The organism is Blastococcus xanthinilyticus (assembly GCF_008124835.1).
GTDB lineage: Bacteria > Actinomycetota > Actinomycetes > Mycobacteriales > Geodermatophilaceae > Blastococcus > Blastococcus xanthinilyticus.
In genome coordinates this window covers 1-13542 of sequence record NZ_VNHW01000015.1, presented here as the reverse complement: position 1 = coordinate 13542, position 13542 = coordinate 1, and the positions used below count along the sequence as shown (strand labels likewise).

At 73.8% G+C, this 13542-nt stretch carries 13 protein-coding genes; 6 read left to right on the top strand and 7 right to left on the bottom strand.

Annotated features, from left to right (window positions below; all coding sequences use genetic code 11):
- Window positions 1-34: 34 nt before the first annotated feature.
- The 3 genes from BD833_RS18930 (at window position 35) to BD833_RS18920 (ending at window position 4415) form a co-directional block, all read left to right on the top strand.
- Window positions 35-838 (top strand): HAD family hydrolase, encoded by an 804-nt coding sequence (locus BD833_RS18930; protein ID WP_166534714.1) that lies wholly within the window; start codon window positions 35-37, stop codon window positions 836-838.
- A gap of 179 nt (window positions 839-1017) precedes the next feature.
- The gene (locus tag BD833_RS18925) at window positions 1018-2607 is read left to right on the top strand and encodes a methyl-accepting chemotaxis protein (RefSeq protein ID WP_243737800.1); all 1590 of its coding nucleotides are present in this window, start codon (window positions 1018-1020) and stop codon (window positions 2605-2607) included.
- A 164-nt stretch (window positions 2608-2771) separates the two neighbouring features.
- Window positions 2772-4415: a methyl-accepting chemotaxis protein gene (locus BD833_RS18920; RefSeq protein ID WP_166534713.1), complete on the top strand. Its 1644-nt coding sequence runs from the start codon at window positions 2772-2774 to the stop codon at window positions 4413-4415.
- Between the two features lie 63 nt (window positions 4416-4478).
- Here BD833_RS18920 and BD833_RS18915 read toward each other — a convergent pair whose 3' ends face one another.
- On the bottom strand, window positions 4479-4751 hold the full coding sequence (locus BD833_RS18915; RefSeq protein ID WP_166534712.1) for a DUF4190 domain-containing protein: 273 nt from the start codon (window positions 4749-4751) through the stop codon (window positions 4479-4481).
- A 121-nt stretch (window positions 4752-4872) separates the two neighbouring features.
- A complete protein-coding gene (locus BD833_RS18910) occupies window positions 4873-5427 on the bottom strand; it encodes a bacterial proteasome activator family protein (RefSeq protein ID WP_166534711.1) in 555 nt (184 codons plus the stop codon).
- A 111-nt stretch (window positions 5428-5538) separates the two neighbouring features.
- Here BD833_RS18910 and BD833_RS18905 point away from each other — a divergent pair, with 111 nt between their 5' ends.
- A complete protein-coding gene (locus tag BD833_RS18905) occupies window positions 5539-6762 on the top strand; it encodes a cysteine desulfurase-like protein (protein ID WP_166534710.1) in 1224 nt (407 codons plus the stop codon).
- A gap of 3 nt (window positions 6763-6765) precedes the next feature.
- Here the strand turns inward: BD833_RS18905 and BD833_RS18900 are convergent, their stop codons facing one another.
- Both BD833_RS18900 and BD833_RS18895 read right to left on the bottom strand, forming a co-directional pair.
- Window positions 6766-7758 (bottom strand): NAD(P)H-quinone oxidoreductase, encoded by a 993-nt coding sequence (locus tag BD833_RS18900; RefSeq protein ID WP_166534709.1) that lies wholly within the window; start codon window positions 7756-7758, stop codon window positions 6766-6768.
- A 157-nt stretch (window positions 7759-7915) separates the two neighbouring features.
- Window positions 7916-8587 carry an NAD(P)-dependent oxidoreductase gene (locus BD833_RS18895; RefSeq protein ID WP_166534708.1) on the bottom strand — a complete coding sequence of 224 codons (672 nt, stop codon included), beginning with the start codon at window positions 8585-8587 and terminating at the stop codon, window positions 7916-7918.
- A gap of 154 nt (window positions 8588-8741) precedes the next feature.
- Here BD833_RS18895 and BD833_RS18890 point away from each other — a divergent pair, with 154 nt between their 5' ends.
- Window positions 8742-9761, top strand: a complete 1020-nt coding sequence (locus BD833_RS18890; RefSeq protein WP_243737799.1) for an AraC family transcriptional regulator — start codon at window positions 8742-8744, stop codon at window positions 9759-9761.
- Here the strand turns inward: BD833_RS18890 and BD833_RS18885 are convergent.
- The 3 genes from BD833_RS18885 to folP form a co-directional block, all read right to left on the bottom strand.
- On the bottom strand, window positions 9745-11340 hold the full coding sequence (locus BD833_RS18885; protein ID WP_166534706.1) for an AMP-binding protein: 1596 nt from the start codon (window positions 11338-11340) through the stop codon (window positions 9745-9747). The two genes, BD833_RS18890 and BD833_RS18885, sit on opposite strands and share 17 nt — an antisense overlap.
- A gap of 88 nt (window positions 11341-11428) precedes the next feature.
- Entirely contained in the window at window positions 11429-11854 is a 426-nt protein-coding gene (locus BD833_RS18880) for a PaaI family thioesterase (RefSeq protein WP_166534705.1), read from the bottom strand.
- A 186-nt stretch (window positions 11855-12040) separates the two neighbouring features.
- On the bottom strand, window positions 12041-12901 hold the full coding sequence (gene folP / locus BD833_RS18875; protein WP_166534704.1) for a dihydropteroate synthase: 861 nt from the start codon (window positions 12899-12901) through the stop codon (window positions 12041-12043).
- A 50-nt stretch (window positions 12902-12951) separates the two neighbouring features.
- On the opposite strand from folP, the gene BD833_RS18870 reads away from it, so the two are divergent.
- Window positions 12952-13434 carry a MaoC family dehydratase gene (locus BD833_RS18870; RefSeq protein WP_279536034.1) on the top strand — a complete coding sequence of 161 codons (483 nt, stop codon included), beginning with the start codon at window positions 12952-12954 and terminating at the stop codon, window positions 13432-13434.
- Window positions 13435-13542 lie beyond the last annotated feature (108 nt).

Genomic DNA, 13542 nt, shown 5'->3' with positions numbered 1-13542 from the left:
TCTGACCGGGGCGCGGTGTCTGACCGGGTGCGCGATGTCTGACTGGAAGCCCCGGCTCATCGCCAGCGACATGGACGGCACGCTGCTGCGGCACGACGAGTCGGTGAGCCCGGCGACCGTCGCCGAGCTGGAGCGGTGGCGGGCGTCCGGCGTGCCGCTGGTGCTGGCCACCGGCCGGCCGCCGCGCTGGATGCACGGCATCCGCGAGGTGCTGCGCCACGGCACCGCCGTCTGCTGCAACGGTGCGGTGCTGCTGGACCTCGAGCCGATGGAGATCCTCGACGAGGCGCCCCTGCTGCCGGACGCGCTGGCGGCGATCACCGCGGAGCTCCGGGTGCACGAGCCCACGATGTGGTTCGCCGTCGAGTACGGCTGGGAGTTCCGCCACGAGCCGGTGTACCGCCCGCGCTGGGACGTCGACGCCCCGGGCGTGGCGGCGGCGACCCTGCCGGAGATGACGGCCACCCCGGCCGCCAAGCTGCTGGCGCGGCACGAGTCCATGACGCGGGACGCGTTCGTGCAGCTCGTCCACGATGTCGTGGGGGAACGCGGCACGGTGACCAACTCCTCCACCGACGCGCTGGCGGAGATCTCCGCGCCCGGTGTCACGAAGGCCACCGGGCTGGCGGAGGTCGCCGCCCGGCACGGCGTCGCGCCGGAGGACGTGGTCGTGTTCGGCGACATGCCCAACGACATCGCCGCCTTCGAGTGGGTGCGCGACGGGGGCGGCCGGGCCGTCGCGATGGCGCATGCCCATCCGGATCTGCTCGCCGTCGCCACCGACGTGACCGGCACCAACGACGCCGACGGGGTGGCCGCCTTCCTGGCTGCGCTGTAGACCCCCGCCGGGCACTGGAGGAATTCCAGTGATGGATCGGGTCGAGCGTGGCGGCGGGCTGCCGAGAACGGGAGCAGACGACCGCCGGTGGAGCGGTTCAGCTCACCAGGAGACTCCGCGTGGACGCCCTCGCACCCCCTCACCCCGACCCCGACGCGACGGACGGAGGTGTGCGAGCGGTGTTCGGCCGGGTCGGCCTGCAGGCCCGGCTGCTGCTGGCGATCCTGCTGGTCGCGATGACCACGGTGGCGGTCGGCATCATCGGCGCCTCGCGCGTGACCGTGCTCAGCGACCAGGCCGACCAGATCTACCACGACGGCACCGTGCCGCTCGACGAGATCCGCCTCCTGCAGGCGGCCTGGTGGGAGTACCAGGCCAACTCGGCGCGCACCTCGATCCCCGGCCTGCGGCCCGAGGCCGTCGCCCAGTACCAGTCCCGCGCCACCGAGGTGCAAGCCCGCGTCGAGGAGCTCACCGCGCTCGTCGACGGGGAGCCGCTGGGTGCGGAATCGCGGGCGGCCTTCGACCGCTTCGAGCCGGCGATGAACGCCTACTTCACCAAGCTCGGCGAGATCATCACCGTGCTGCAGAGCGGTGACCCGGCGCAGATGGCGCAGCTCGAGAACGCCGGCGACGAGCTGGACGCGGCCGAGATCGAGGCGATCAGCGCCCTCACCGAGGCCGCCGACGCCCAGTCGGCGTTCGCCGACAGCATCGCCGAGGACGCCGCCGCCGCGGCCGAGGACGCCCGCACCCTGACCTTCGTGGTCATCGCGATCGGCCTGGTCGTGTCGGTGGGGCTGGCCGTGCTGGTGGCCCGCAGCATCATCCGCCCGGTCCAGCGGATCAGCGAGGTCCTCGACCAGGTGGCCGACGGCGACCTGAGCGTGCGCGTCGGGCCGACCGGTGGCGCCGAGCTGGCCCGCGTGTCGGCCTCGGTCGACCGCACCCTCGACGCGATCGGCAACGTGCTGGTGCTGGTGAACGACTCCTCGACCCGCCTGGCGGCGGCGTCGCAGCAGCTGAACTCCGCGGCCGAGGGCATCGCCACCAACGCCCGCACGGCGGCGGGTCAGGCCGATGACGTGGTGGCCTCGGCCGGTGCGGTGGCCTCCAGCGTGGACACGGTGGCCACCGGTTCGTCGCAGATGGAGTCGGCGATCCGGGAGATCAGCCAGAACGCCTCGGAGGCGTCGCGGGTCGCCGGGCAGGCGGTGTCGGTGGCGGAGAACACCACGAAGACGGTCGGGAAGCTGGGTGACTCCTCGCAGGAGATCGCCACGGTGATCAAGCTGATCAACGGGATCGCGGAGCAGACGAACCTGCTGGCGCTGAACGCCACGATCGAGGCGGCGCGGGCGGGGGAGGCCGGCAAGGGCTTCGCCGTGGTGGCCAGCGAGGTCAAGGAGCTGGCGCAGGAGACGGCGCGGGCGACCGAGGACATCTCCAAGCGGGTGGAGGCGATCCAGGCCGACACCGCCGGTGCGGTGGATGCGATCAGCCAGATCAGTTCGGTGATCGGGGAGATCAACGACTTCCAGGCCACGATCGCCGCGGCGGTGGAGGAGCAGACCGCGACCACCAACGAGATGAACCGCAACGTGGCCGAGGCGGCCAGCGGCACCCAGGGCATCGCCGCGGCGATCTCCGGGCTGGCCGCGGGCACCCAGGAGACCAACCAGCGGGTCGCCGACGCGCAGTCCGCGGCCGGGGAGCTGGCCCGGATGAGCGGGGAGCTGCAGCAGGCGGTCGCCCGCTTCACCGTCTGACGCAGCCAGCGGGGCAGGGTCCGGGCGGGTGGTCTCCACGGAGGCCACCCGCCCGGCGCGCGTCCTGGACCGGTTCGGCGACCCACCGGCTCAACTTCCGGCGCGAGCTGCCGAAAGGCGTTGGGAGCGACCGTCGCTCACTGACCCACGGAAGCGAGCGATCGATGGAGTACGCGCACCAGCCAGAGCCCCAGGGGAGCGACGCCGCTGACCAGCGTGCCCGGCGGGGGCTGTCCGCAGTCGGCCTGCGCGGCCGGATGCTCGGTGCCATCCTCCTGGTCGCCGTGACCACCGTCGGCGTGGGCGGCTTCGGCATCCAGCGGATGTCGGTGCTCAGCGACCAGGCGCAGGCGGTCTACGACGACGGCGCCGTCCCGCTGGACGCCCTGCGCTCGCTCCAGTCGGACTGGTGGGAGTTCTCCACGAACACCGCCCGTGGCGCCATCCCGAGCCTGCCGCCGGCGAGCATCGCGAACGCCAAGGAAGAGGCGGCCGCCGTCATGCAGCGCATGACCGAGCGGATGCAGGCCGCCGGGGAGCTCCCCCTCGGTGCCGAGACCGCCGCCGCGTTCGGGGAGTACAGCGCCGCCGTCGAGGCGTACCTCGGCCTGCTCGGCCAGCTCCAGACCGCCGGCCTGGCGGGCGACCCGGCCGGCGTGATGCAGATCCTCGGCGCGATGAACGAGCAGGAAGCGGTCATCTCGGAGTCGATCGCCGCCGCCACCGCGGCGGCCGCCGAGGACGCGCAGGCCACCGCCGCCGAGGCGGAGGAGACCTACGACCAGGGCCGCACCCTGACGCTGATCATCATGGTCGCCGGCCTCGTGATCTCGGTGCTGCTCGCCTTCCTGGTCGCCCGCGGCGTGACCCGTCCGGTGCAGCGCATCCGCGAGGTGCTCGGCCAGGTGGCCGCCGGTGACCTGACCGTGCGGGCCGGCCGCACCGGTGGTGCCGAGCTGGAGGAGATGGCGCAGTCGCTGGACGAGACGCTGGACGCGATCGGCGGCGTGCTGCGGCTGGTCGGCGACTCGGCGAACCGGCTCGCCGACGCATCGCAGAAGCTCGACTCCGCGGCCGAGGGCATCGCCACCAACGCCCGCACGGCGGCGGGTCAGGCCGATGACGTGGTGGCCTCGGCCGGTGCGGTGGCCTCCAGCGTGGACACGGTGGCCACCGGTTCGTCGCAGATGGAGTCGGCGATCCGGGAGATCAGCCAGAACGCCTCGGAGGCGTCGCGGGTCGCCGGGCAGGCGGTGTCGGTGGCGGAGAACACCACGAAGACGGTCGGGAAGCTGGGTGACTCCTCGCAGGAGATCGCCACGGTGATCAAGCTGATCAACGGGATCGCGGAGCAGACGAACCTGCTGGCGCTGAACGCCACGATCGAGGCGGCGCGGGCGGGGGAGGCCGGCAAGGGCTTCGCCGTGGTGGCCAGCGAGGTCAAGGAGCTGGCGCAGGAGACGGCGCGGGCGACCGAGGACATCTCCAAGCGGGTGGAGGCGATCCAGGCCGACACCGCCGGTGCGGTGGATGCGATCAGCCAGATCAGTTCGGTGATCGGGGAGATCAACGACTTCCAGGCCACGATCGCCGCGGCGGTGGAGGAGCAGACCGCGACCACCAACGAGATGAACCGCAACGTGGCCGAGGCGGCCAGCGGCACCCAGGGCATCGCCGCGGCGATCTCCGGGCTGGCCGCGGGCACCCAGGAGACCAACCAGCGGGTCGCCGACGCGCAGTCCGCGGCCGGGGAGCTGGCCCGGATGAGCGGGGAGCTGCAGCAGGCGGTGGCCCGCTTCACCGTCTGAGCCCGGCAGGACCGACGACGGCGCCGTCCCCCACCTCGGGGGGCGGCGCCGTCGCCGTGTCGCTCAGGTGAGGACGTTGTAGGCGATGACCATGTTCACGACGGCGATGACGATCGCCAGGGCACCGGTCACCAGGCCGGTGGTGGCCTGCCCGCTCCGCGTGCCGCCCCGGCGGGCGACGGCGCCCAGCGCGACGGCCACGACGCCGAGCGCCAGGCCGACGATGGCGAAGAGCACGGCGAAGACGATGCCGACGATGCCCGTGACGAGCGAGGCGACGGCCAGGCCGTTCTGGCTGCTCCGGGTTCCCTGCACGGGGGACGTTCCAGCGGTCACTGTTCCTCCAGCGGTCAGCACCGGAGCACTCCGGTGTCGGGGCCACTGGTGGGTTCGGTCACGGTCGGTGAACCGTCGCCGCGCAGATGATCACCAGATCAGGTGATCATCCGTGCACCCGTCAGAGGTACTGGCCGCCGCCGGGCCGGAAGTCCGCCTGCTGACCGGGCGCCTGGCCGCCGGGGAGCGCCTTGCGGCGGATCTCCTCCAGCTGTGCCCGCGCCGCCATCTGCTGGGCGAACAGCGCCGTCTGGATGCCGTGGAAGACGCCCTCCAGCCACCCCACCAGCTGGGCCTGCGCGATCCGGAGCTCCGCGTCCGACGGCGTCTCCCCCTCGGTGAACGGCAGGGTGATCCGCTCGAGCTCCTCCCGCAGCTCGGGGGCGAGCCCCTGCTCGAGCTCCCGGATCGACGAGGCGTGGATGTCCCGCAGCCGGTTGCGGCTGGCGTCGTCCAGGGGCGCTGCGCGCACCTCTTCCAGGAGCTGCTTGATCATCGTCCCGATCCGCATGACCTTCGCCGGCTGCTCGACCAGCTCGCCGACCTGCATGCCGCCGTCGCCGTCGTCGTCCCCGCCGGCGGTCTGGGGCATGGGCACGGTGCCGACGGGGCGTCCGTCGGGCCCCACCACGACCACCTGCTGGGGACGTTCGCTGCCGTTCTCCGGTGCCGTCATGCTCCCCATCCTGCCTGCTGCCGGGGACAGCCGACCGACGGGCGGGGGGGTGGCGGCGGGCGGTCCGGCACGGCGCAGGGGCCGGGAGCACCAGGAACTAGGGTGCCTCGCATGTCATCGGCGGCCGGGCGACTCGACGTCGCCCGGGTGCGGGGCCTGTTCCCGGCGCTGTCCGACGGCTACGTGCACGCCGACGGCCCGGCCGGGTCGCTCGTGCCGGAGAACGTGGCGCACGCGGTCGGCTCCGTGATGCGGATGCCGATCGCCCCCCGGGGCGGGGTCTTCCCGGCGTCCGGGCGGGCCGAGGCGCTGGTCACCGGCGCCCGCGCGGCCGTCGCCGACCTGGTCGGCGGCCGGCCCGGCGGCGTCGTCCTCGGGCCCAACATGACCTCGCTAACCTACGCCGTGGCGCGGGCGCTGGCCCGCACCTGGCGGCCCGGTGACGAGATCGTGCTCAGCCGCCTCGACCACGACGCCAACGTGCGGCCGTGGGTGCAGGCGGCGGCCGCGACCGGTGTCCAGGTGCGGTGGGCCGAGGTGGACATCGAGACCGGCGAGCTGCCTGCCTGGCAGTACGCCGAGCTGCTGACCCGCCGCACCCGGCTGGTGGCGGTGACCGCGGCCAGCAGCGCGCTCGGCACGCGGCCGGACGTCGCCGGCATCGCCGCCCAGGCGCACGCGGTGGGTGCCCTGGTCTACGTCGACGCCGTGCACGCCGCGCCGCACGTCTTCCTCGACCAGGCCTCCCTGGGTGCGGACTTCGTCGCCGTCTCGGCGCACAAGTGGTGCGGCCCGCACGTCGGCGCGGTGGTGGCCGACCCCGACGTCCTGGAGTACCTGCGGCCCGACAAGCTGCTGCCCGCCCCGAACCGGGTGCCCGACCGGTTCGAGACCGGCTCCCCGCCCTACGAGCTGTACGCGGGCGTCAGCGCCGCCGTCGACCACCTGGCCGGGCTCTGCGCCGAGGCGGCCGGCTCCCGGCGGGACCGGCTGCGGGCGTCGATGGCCGCGGTCGCCCGCCACGAGGGCGGCCTGTTCGACTGGCTGGACCAGGCGCTGCGGGCCATGCGGCACGTGCAGGTGCTCGGGGAGCCGGAGCGCTGCACGCCCACGCTCTCGTTCACCGTCGCCGGGATGCGCCCCCGCCAGGTGGCCGCCGAGCTCGCCCGCGACGGGATCTGCGCCTGGGACGGCGACTTCTACGCCCGCGAGCTGTTCGACGCCCTCGGCGTCAACGACGACGGCGGCGCGGTGCGGCTGGGCCTGATGCACTACAACACCGCCGACGAGGTCGGCCGGATCGTCGACGCCGTCGCCGGCCTGCGCCCCCGCTGACCGCTACTGGCCCGGGACGAGCAGCACCTTGCCGACGTGCTCGCTGGCCTCGACGACCCGGTGCGCCTCGGCGGCCCGCGACATCGGCAGCCGGCGGTCCACGATCGGCCGGATCGTGCCGCGCTCGACGTCGGGCCACACGTCGTGCCGGACGGCGGCGACGATGGCCTCCTTCCCGCCCGGGCCGGTGGCCGGGCGGGAGCGCAGCGCGGTCGCGTGCACCGAGCCGCGCTTGCGCAGCAGCGCGTTGATGTCGAGCTCGGCCTTGCTGCCGCCCTGCATGCCGATGATGACCAGCCGGCCGCCGTCGGCGAGGGCCTCGACGTTGCGGGCCAGGTACTTCGCGCCCATGTTGTCCAGGACGACGTCGACCCCGCGGCCCCCGGTCTCCGCGCGCACCCGCTCGACGAAGTCCTCGTCGCGGTAGTTGACGGCCACGTCGGCCCCCAGCTCCCGGCACACGTCCAGCTTGGCCGGCGTGCCCGCGGTGGTGAACACCCGCGCCCCCGCGCGGGCGGCCAGCTGGATCGCCATCGTGCCGATGCCGCTGGAGCCACCGTGCACCAGGAAGTTCTCCCCCCTGGCCAGCCGGGCGAGCATGAACACGTTGGACCACACCGTGCAGGCCACCTCCGGCAGCGCCGCGGCGGTGGCCAGCTCGACCCCGGCGGGCCGGGGCAGCAGCTGGACGGCGGGGACGGCGACCCGCTCGGCGTACCCGCCACCGGCGAGCAGCGCGCACACCTCGTCGCCGACCGACCAGCCGGTGACCCCCTCGCCGACCTCGCTGATCACCCCGCTGCATTCCAGGCCCAGCACCGCGCTGGCGCCCTTCGGCGGCGGGTAGAAGCCCTGCCGCTGCAGCAGGTCGGCCCGGTTCACCGCGGTCGCGGCGACGTCGACCACCACCTCGCCGGGGCCGCACACCGGGTCGGGCACCTCGCCCCAGCCGAGCACCTCGGGGCCACCGGGTTCGCTGATCGTCACCGCGCGCATGCCCCGACCCTAGAAGGATCCCGTCCTCCTCACCCTCGCAGGCTCGGGCCGAGCCTCGGGACGACGCCGCCTCCGCGGATATGCGCACGACCGCGGTCGTACCGGCCGGATACCCGCGTCCGTGCGCATCTCCGCGCTCCGGCGGCGCCCTCGTCGCTCAGGCGGGGACCGGCACGGCGGCCGCGCCCGACACCGCGACGGTGGCGCCCCGGTCCGCCGGTCCGGCCGCGAGCTCGGCCAGCACCGCGCCCACCGCCCGGCGGGACACCTTCATCCCCTGCACCTCCCCGGTGATCGAGCGGGCGGCCGGCTCCTCGGCGTCGGTCAGGTAGACCGGCTGCACGATCGTCCAGTCCAGCCCGCTGGCGCGCACGACGCGTTCCTGCCGTTCGGTGTCCTGGATCTGCTGCCGGATCATCAGCGCGAAGACCACTCGGCTGGACAGCGGGAGCAGCTCCCGGGTCGGCCCGACGCCGAAGGAGCTCTGCACGACCAGCCGGCGCACCCCGTGCGCGCGCATCGCGGCCACGACCACCGCCGTTCCGCGCGACCGGACGTCCATCGGGGTGCCCGAGCTGCCCAGCAGCCGCACCTTCAGCGTGTTCTCGCTGATGCCCAGGGTCACCACGACGGCGTCCTGACCCTGCACCGCGCGCTCGACGTCCGCCGGCACCGTCGCGTCGCCGTCGACCGGCCGGACGCCGGCCCGCTCTCCGAACGCCGCCGACGCCCGCCGGGCGAACGCCGTCACCTCGTGCCCCGCTCCGACGAGGGCGTCGACCGCCGCCCGTCCCGATCCACCTGTCGCCCCGACGACCAGTACCCGCATGACCTGCTCCCTCCGACTGCGCCGACCCCGTCGACCGGCGTGCGCCCACCGTGCTCCGGACGGCCGGTCGCGCAGAATGACCGGGCATCCGGGTTCCATGACCGTTCGTCCGGCGACCCTGGACGCCCGGTCGGCGGCGCGCCAGGCTGGGGCCGTGACCGTCGATCCCACCGCTCCGTGGTCGCCCGCGGACCCGCTGGGCGAGGTGCTCGGCGACCTCCGCATGCGGGGCACCTTCTACTGCCGGACGGAGGGCAGCGCCCCCTTCGGCGTGGAGATGCCGGCCCTGGAGGGCTGCATGAGCTTCCACGTCGTCATCGAGGGCAGCTGCCTGCTCGAGCTGGACGGCCGGTCGTACCCGCTGGGTCCCGGCGATCTCGCCCTCGTGCCGCACGGCCGCGGGCACCTGCTGCGCAGCGGGCCGGGCGCGCCGATCTCGGGCCGGGCCGACCTGCTGCCGCAGGACTACCTGGCCGACCACTACTCGGTGCTGCGCGTCGAGGGCGGCGGCGAGCGGATCCGGCAGGTCTGCGGCGTCGTGGAGCCCGAGCGGCCCGGGGCCACCCACCTCCTGGACCTGCTGCCGCCGGTGCTCCTGGTGGCGGCGGGCGACAGCCGCGGCTGGCTCACCGTCCTCCTGGGCATGATCGCCGACGAGGTGCGGCAGGACCGGCCGGGTGCCGAATCCGTGGTCACCCGGCTGGCCGACGTCGTGGTGATCCAGGCGGTGCGCGGCTGGCTGGACACGGCGGCCACGGGGCCGGGCTGGCTGCGGGCGCTGCGCGACGAGCAGGTGGGGCGGGCGGTCGCGAGCGTGCACCGCGATCCGGGCGCCCCCTGGACGCTGGACCGGCTGGCCCGCGAGGCCAGGATGTCCCGGTCGGCGTTCGCGGTCCGCTTCACCGAGCTGGCCGGGGAGCCGGCGCTGCGGTACGTGACCCGGTGGCGGATGCACCTGGCCACGGTCGAGCTGGGGCGTGGCGCGCGGGTCGGTGAGCTGGCCGGGCGGCTGGGGTACGAGTCGGAGGCCGCCTTCTCGCGGGCCTACAAACGGGTCACCGGCGTCGCGCCGGTGACCGCCCGCCGGCCGGCCGCACCGGCCCCCGGACGCGCGACGGCGCCGCGCCCCCGGGGGGACGCGGCGCCGTCGTCGTCGGTCAGGCCCGGGCCTTGAGGTCCTTGCGCAGGATCTTGCCGGCCGCCGACTTCGGCACCTGCTCGATGAACTCGACGAACCGGATCTTCTTGTGCGGGGCCACCTTCTCGGCCATGTAGGCCATGACGGCGTCCTCGGTGATCTCCGAGCCCGGCGCGCGGACGACGAACGCCTTCGGCAGCTCCTCGCCGCTCTCCTTCTCGGGCACGCCGATGACGGCGGCGTCGGCGATCTCCGGGTGGTTGATCAGCACGGCCTCGAGCTCGGCCGGGGCCACCTGGTAGCCCTTGTACTTGATCAGCTCCTTCACCCGGTCGACGACCGTGTAGCAGCCGTTCGCGTCGACGATCGCGACGTCGCCGGTGTGCAGCCAGCCGTCGCTGTCGAGGGTGCCGGCGGTGGCGTCGGGGTTGTTGAGGTAGCCCTTCATCACCTGCGGGCCGCGCACCCACAGCTCGCCGCGCTCGCCCTCGGCGGCGTCCTCACCCGTGCCCGGGTCGATCAGCCGGCACTCGGTGTTGGGGATGGCGAAGCCGACCGAGCCCTTGGGCACCTCGGTGACGCCAGGGGGCAGGGCGGAGGGGTCGGGGCTGGTGTGCGAGACCGGCGAGAGCTCGGTCATGCCGTACCCCTGCGCGACGGTGACGCCGTCGTCGGCGCCCTTGCGGAGCCGGTTCTGGGCGGCCAGCGCGAGCTGCTCGTCCAGCGGGGCCGCGCCCGAGGTGATCGACGTCAGGGACGACAGGTCGTACTGGTCGACCGCCGGGTGCTTGGCCAGCGCGAGGAGGATCGGGGGCGCGACGAACGCGCGGGTGATCTTCTGGTCCTGGATGGTGCGCAGGAAGTCCTCGAGGTCGAAGCGGGGGAGGGTCACCACCGCGCCGCCCAGCGCCAGGCCCTGGTTCATCAGCACCGTGAGGCCGTAGATGTGGAAGAACGGCAGGACGGCGATGATCCGCTCGTCCGCACCCGTCTTGAGCAGCGGCAGGCACTGCGCCACGTTCGCCACCAGGTTGCGGTGGGTGAGCATGACGCCCTTGGGCAGGCCGGTGGTGCCGCTGGAGTAGGGCAGCGTGACCAGGTCGTTGGCCGGGTCGATGTCCACCTGCACCGACGGCGCGTCGGCGCCCAGCAGGTCGAAGAGGTTGGCGTGCCCCTCCGCGCCGTCCAGCACGACGATCTCGTCGACGGGGGACTTCTCCGCGGCCGCGGTCGCGCGGTCGAGGAACAGCCCGATGGTGATCAGGATCTTCGCGCCGGAGTCCTTCAGCTGGAAGGCGATCTCGTCGGGCGTGTAGAGCGAGTTGATCGGGCTCATCACGCAGCCGGCGGCGGCGATGCCGTGGAAGACGACCGGGAACCACGGGGTGTTCGGGCAGAAGACGGCGACGACGTCACCCTTGCGCAGGCCGCGGGCGTGCAGGTTGGCGGCCACCCGGTCGACGTACTGGGCCAGCTGGCCGTGGGTGATCACGTCGCCCTTGAGGCCGTCGATCAGCGCCGGCGCGTCGGGCTTCTCCCGGCCGGCTGCCAGGACGAACTCGGGGACGGAGACGTTCGGGATCTCGACGTCGGGATACGGGCTGGACAGCGCCACGGGTGTTCCTCCTCGCACAGTGGTGTGGCGCCAGTCTCACACTGGTGGTGTGCCCGCTCACAAGGGGGTTACCGGCGGGTTCGCCCGGTCAGCGGGGCCAGAGCACCGACTGGGTGCAACGGAACAGCGCGATCGTCCTCCCGCTCTCGGCGTTGGTCACCACGGCGTCCCAGACCTGGGTGGTGCGCCCGGCGTGCACGTTGGTGGCCACGCAGGCGATCCGGCCCTCGCGCGCGGTGCTCAGGTGGTTGCTCTTGAGCTCGATGGTGGTGAAGCCGCTCGCGCCCTCGGGCAGCAGCGCCCGCGTGGGCAGCCCGCAGCTGGTGTCGGCGAGGGTGACCACGGTGCCGGCGTGCAGGTAGCCGTTGGGCGCCAGTAGCTCGGGCCGGACGTCGAGGTGGCTGGTCAGGCGCCCACGCTCGTGCGAGTCGATCACGATGCCCAGCAGCCCGGGGAAGGTGCCCGGCAGGAGGGCGTTGAGCTCGTCGGCGGTCAGGAACCCGGTGGCGGACATGGACGGGAACCTAGCGAGCGGCTCGGCGGGCCGGGCGGGGGGACATCCGGCGCCGGTGTGCCACGCGGGCCATCAGCAGCTGCGCGGCGGCCCGACGCGGTCCTGGCTCACGGTATGGGGTCCTGGCTCACCGTCGACCGTGAGCCAGGACCCGGAATGATCAGGTCACCTGATCATTCCGGGGGTTCAGGCGAGGCCGCGGACGGTGCGCACCGGCGGTCGGGTGCCCTGGATCGACGCGACCATGTCCAGCGTCTGCCGGGTGAGCGCGACGTCGTGGGCGCGGAACACCCGGGCGCCCAGCCAGGCGCTCACCGCGGTCGCGGCCAGCGTGCCGGTGAGCCGCTCGTCGAGCGGGACGTCGAGGGTCTCGCCGACGAAGTCCTTGTTCGACAGCGCCACGAGCACCGGCCAGCCGGTGCCGACCAGCTCGCCCAGCCGCCGGGTGGCCTCCAGCGAGTGCCGGGTGTTCTTGCCGAAGTCGTGCCCGGGGTCGACCAGCACCCGCTCGCGGTCCACCCCCGCGGCGACGGCCGCCTCCGCCAGCGCCGTCGTCCGGGCCACCACGTCGGCGACGACGTCGGCGTAGGCGACCCGGTGCGGGCGGGTCCGCGGGGGCAGCCCGCCGGCGTGCGTGCAGACGAGCCCGGCGCCGGCCTCGGCGGCCACGGCCGCCAGCTCCGGGTCCACCCCGCCCCAGGCGTCGTTCACGACGTCGGCGCCGGCGGCCAGCGCCTCCCGGGCCACCTCGGCCCGCCAGGTGTCGATCGAGATCGGCAGCGCCGGGTGCGCGGCGCGGATGGCGGCCACCAGGTCGACCGTGCGCCGCACCTCCTCGGCGGGGGAGACGTCGTCCCCGGGCGCAGCCTTCACCCCGCCGACGTCGACCATGTCCGCACCCTCGTCGACCACCCGGCCCACCCGCTCGACGGCGGCGGCCAGCTCGAAGGTGGCGCCACGGTCGTAGAACGAGTCCGGCGTGCGGTTCACGATCGCCATCACCACGAACCGGCCGTCCGGGACGTCGAGGGCCCCCAGTCGCAGCAACCCGCTCCCCGTCCGATCGTGGTGTGTGGTGGAGTCAGCCAAGCAGACCCGTGCACGAGGAGGCAGAGCAGATGGCGCAGACGACGGCCGACGGCGTCGAGGGGGTCCAGGGGCTGGTGGGCCGGCACCTGGGCTACAGCGACTGGGTGACGATCACCCAGGAGCAGGTGAACCAGTTCGCCGAGGCCACCGGTGACCACCAGTGGATCCACGTCGACCCGGAGCGGGCGAAGAAGGAGAGCCCGTTCGGCGGGCCCATCGCGCACGGCTACCTGACCCTGTCGCTGCTGCCGTCGCTGATGCCCGAGATCGTGGAGATCACCGGCTTCCGGATGGGCGTCAACTACGGCACGGAGAAGGTGCGCTTCCCCTCCCCGGTGCCGGTCGGCGCGAAGGTGCGGGCGGGGGCGACCCTCGAGGCGGCCACGCCGTTCGAGGGCGGCGTGCAGATGAACCTCGCGGTCACGGTGGAGACCGAGGGCGGCAGCAAGCCGGCGATGGTCGCGACCGTCGTCTACCGCCGCTACCTCTGACCGCCGACCCGGAATGATCAGGTGACTGTGAGGCTGGCCGGGTCAGTCCTTCGGTGATGGGCTGATGGCTGGCAGCGGTGGGCGTGACCCGTCATGTGACTGGCTTCG

What these genes read in the sequence shown, in the direction of transcription:
- BD833_RS18910 (WP_166534711.1), bottom strand. Translation starts at nt 5,427, where the DNA reads ATGACGGCACCGGAGAACGGCAGCGAACGTCCCCAGCAGGTGGTCGTG.
- BD833_RS18930 (WP_166534714.1), top strand. Translation starts at nt 35, where the DNA reads ATGTCTGACTGGAAGCCCCGGCTCATCGCCAGCGACATGGACGGCACG.
- BD833_RS18900 (WP_166534709.1), bottom strand. Translation starts at nt 7,758, where the DNA reads ATGCGCGCGGTGACGATCAGCGAACCCGGTGGCCCCGAGGTGCTCGGC.
- BD833_RS18920 (WP_166534713.1), top strand. Translation starts at nt 2,772, where the DNA reads ATGGAGTACGCGCACCAGCCAGAGCCCCAGGGGAGCGACGCCGCTGAC.
- BD833_RS18880 (WP_166534705.1), bottom strand. Translation starts at nt 11,854, where the DNA reads ATGTCCGCCACCGGGTTCCTGACCGCCGACGAGCTCAACGCCCTCCTG.
- BD833_RS18895 (WP_166534708.1), bottom strand. Translation starts at nt 8,587, where the DNA reads ATGCGGGTACTGGTCGTCGGGGCGACAGGTGGATCGGGACGGGCGGCG.
- BD833_RS18905 (WP_166534710.1), top strand. Translation starts at nt 5,539, where the DNA reads ATGTCATCGGCGGCCGGGCGACTCGACGTCGCCCGGGTGCGGGGCCTG.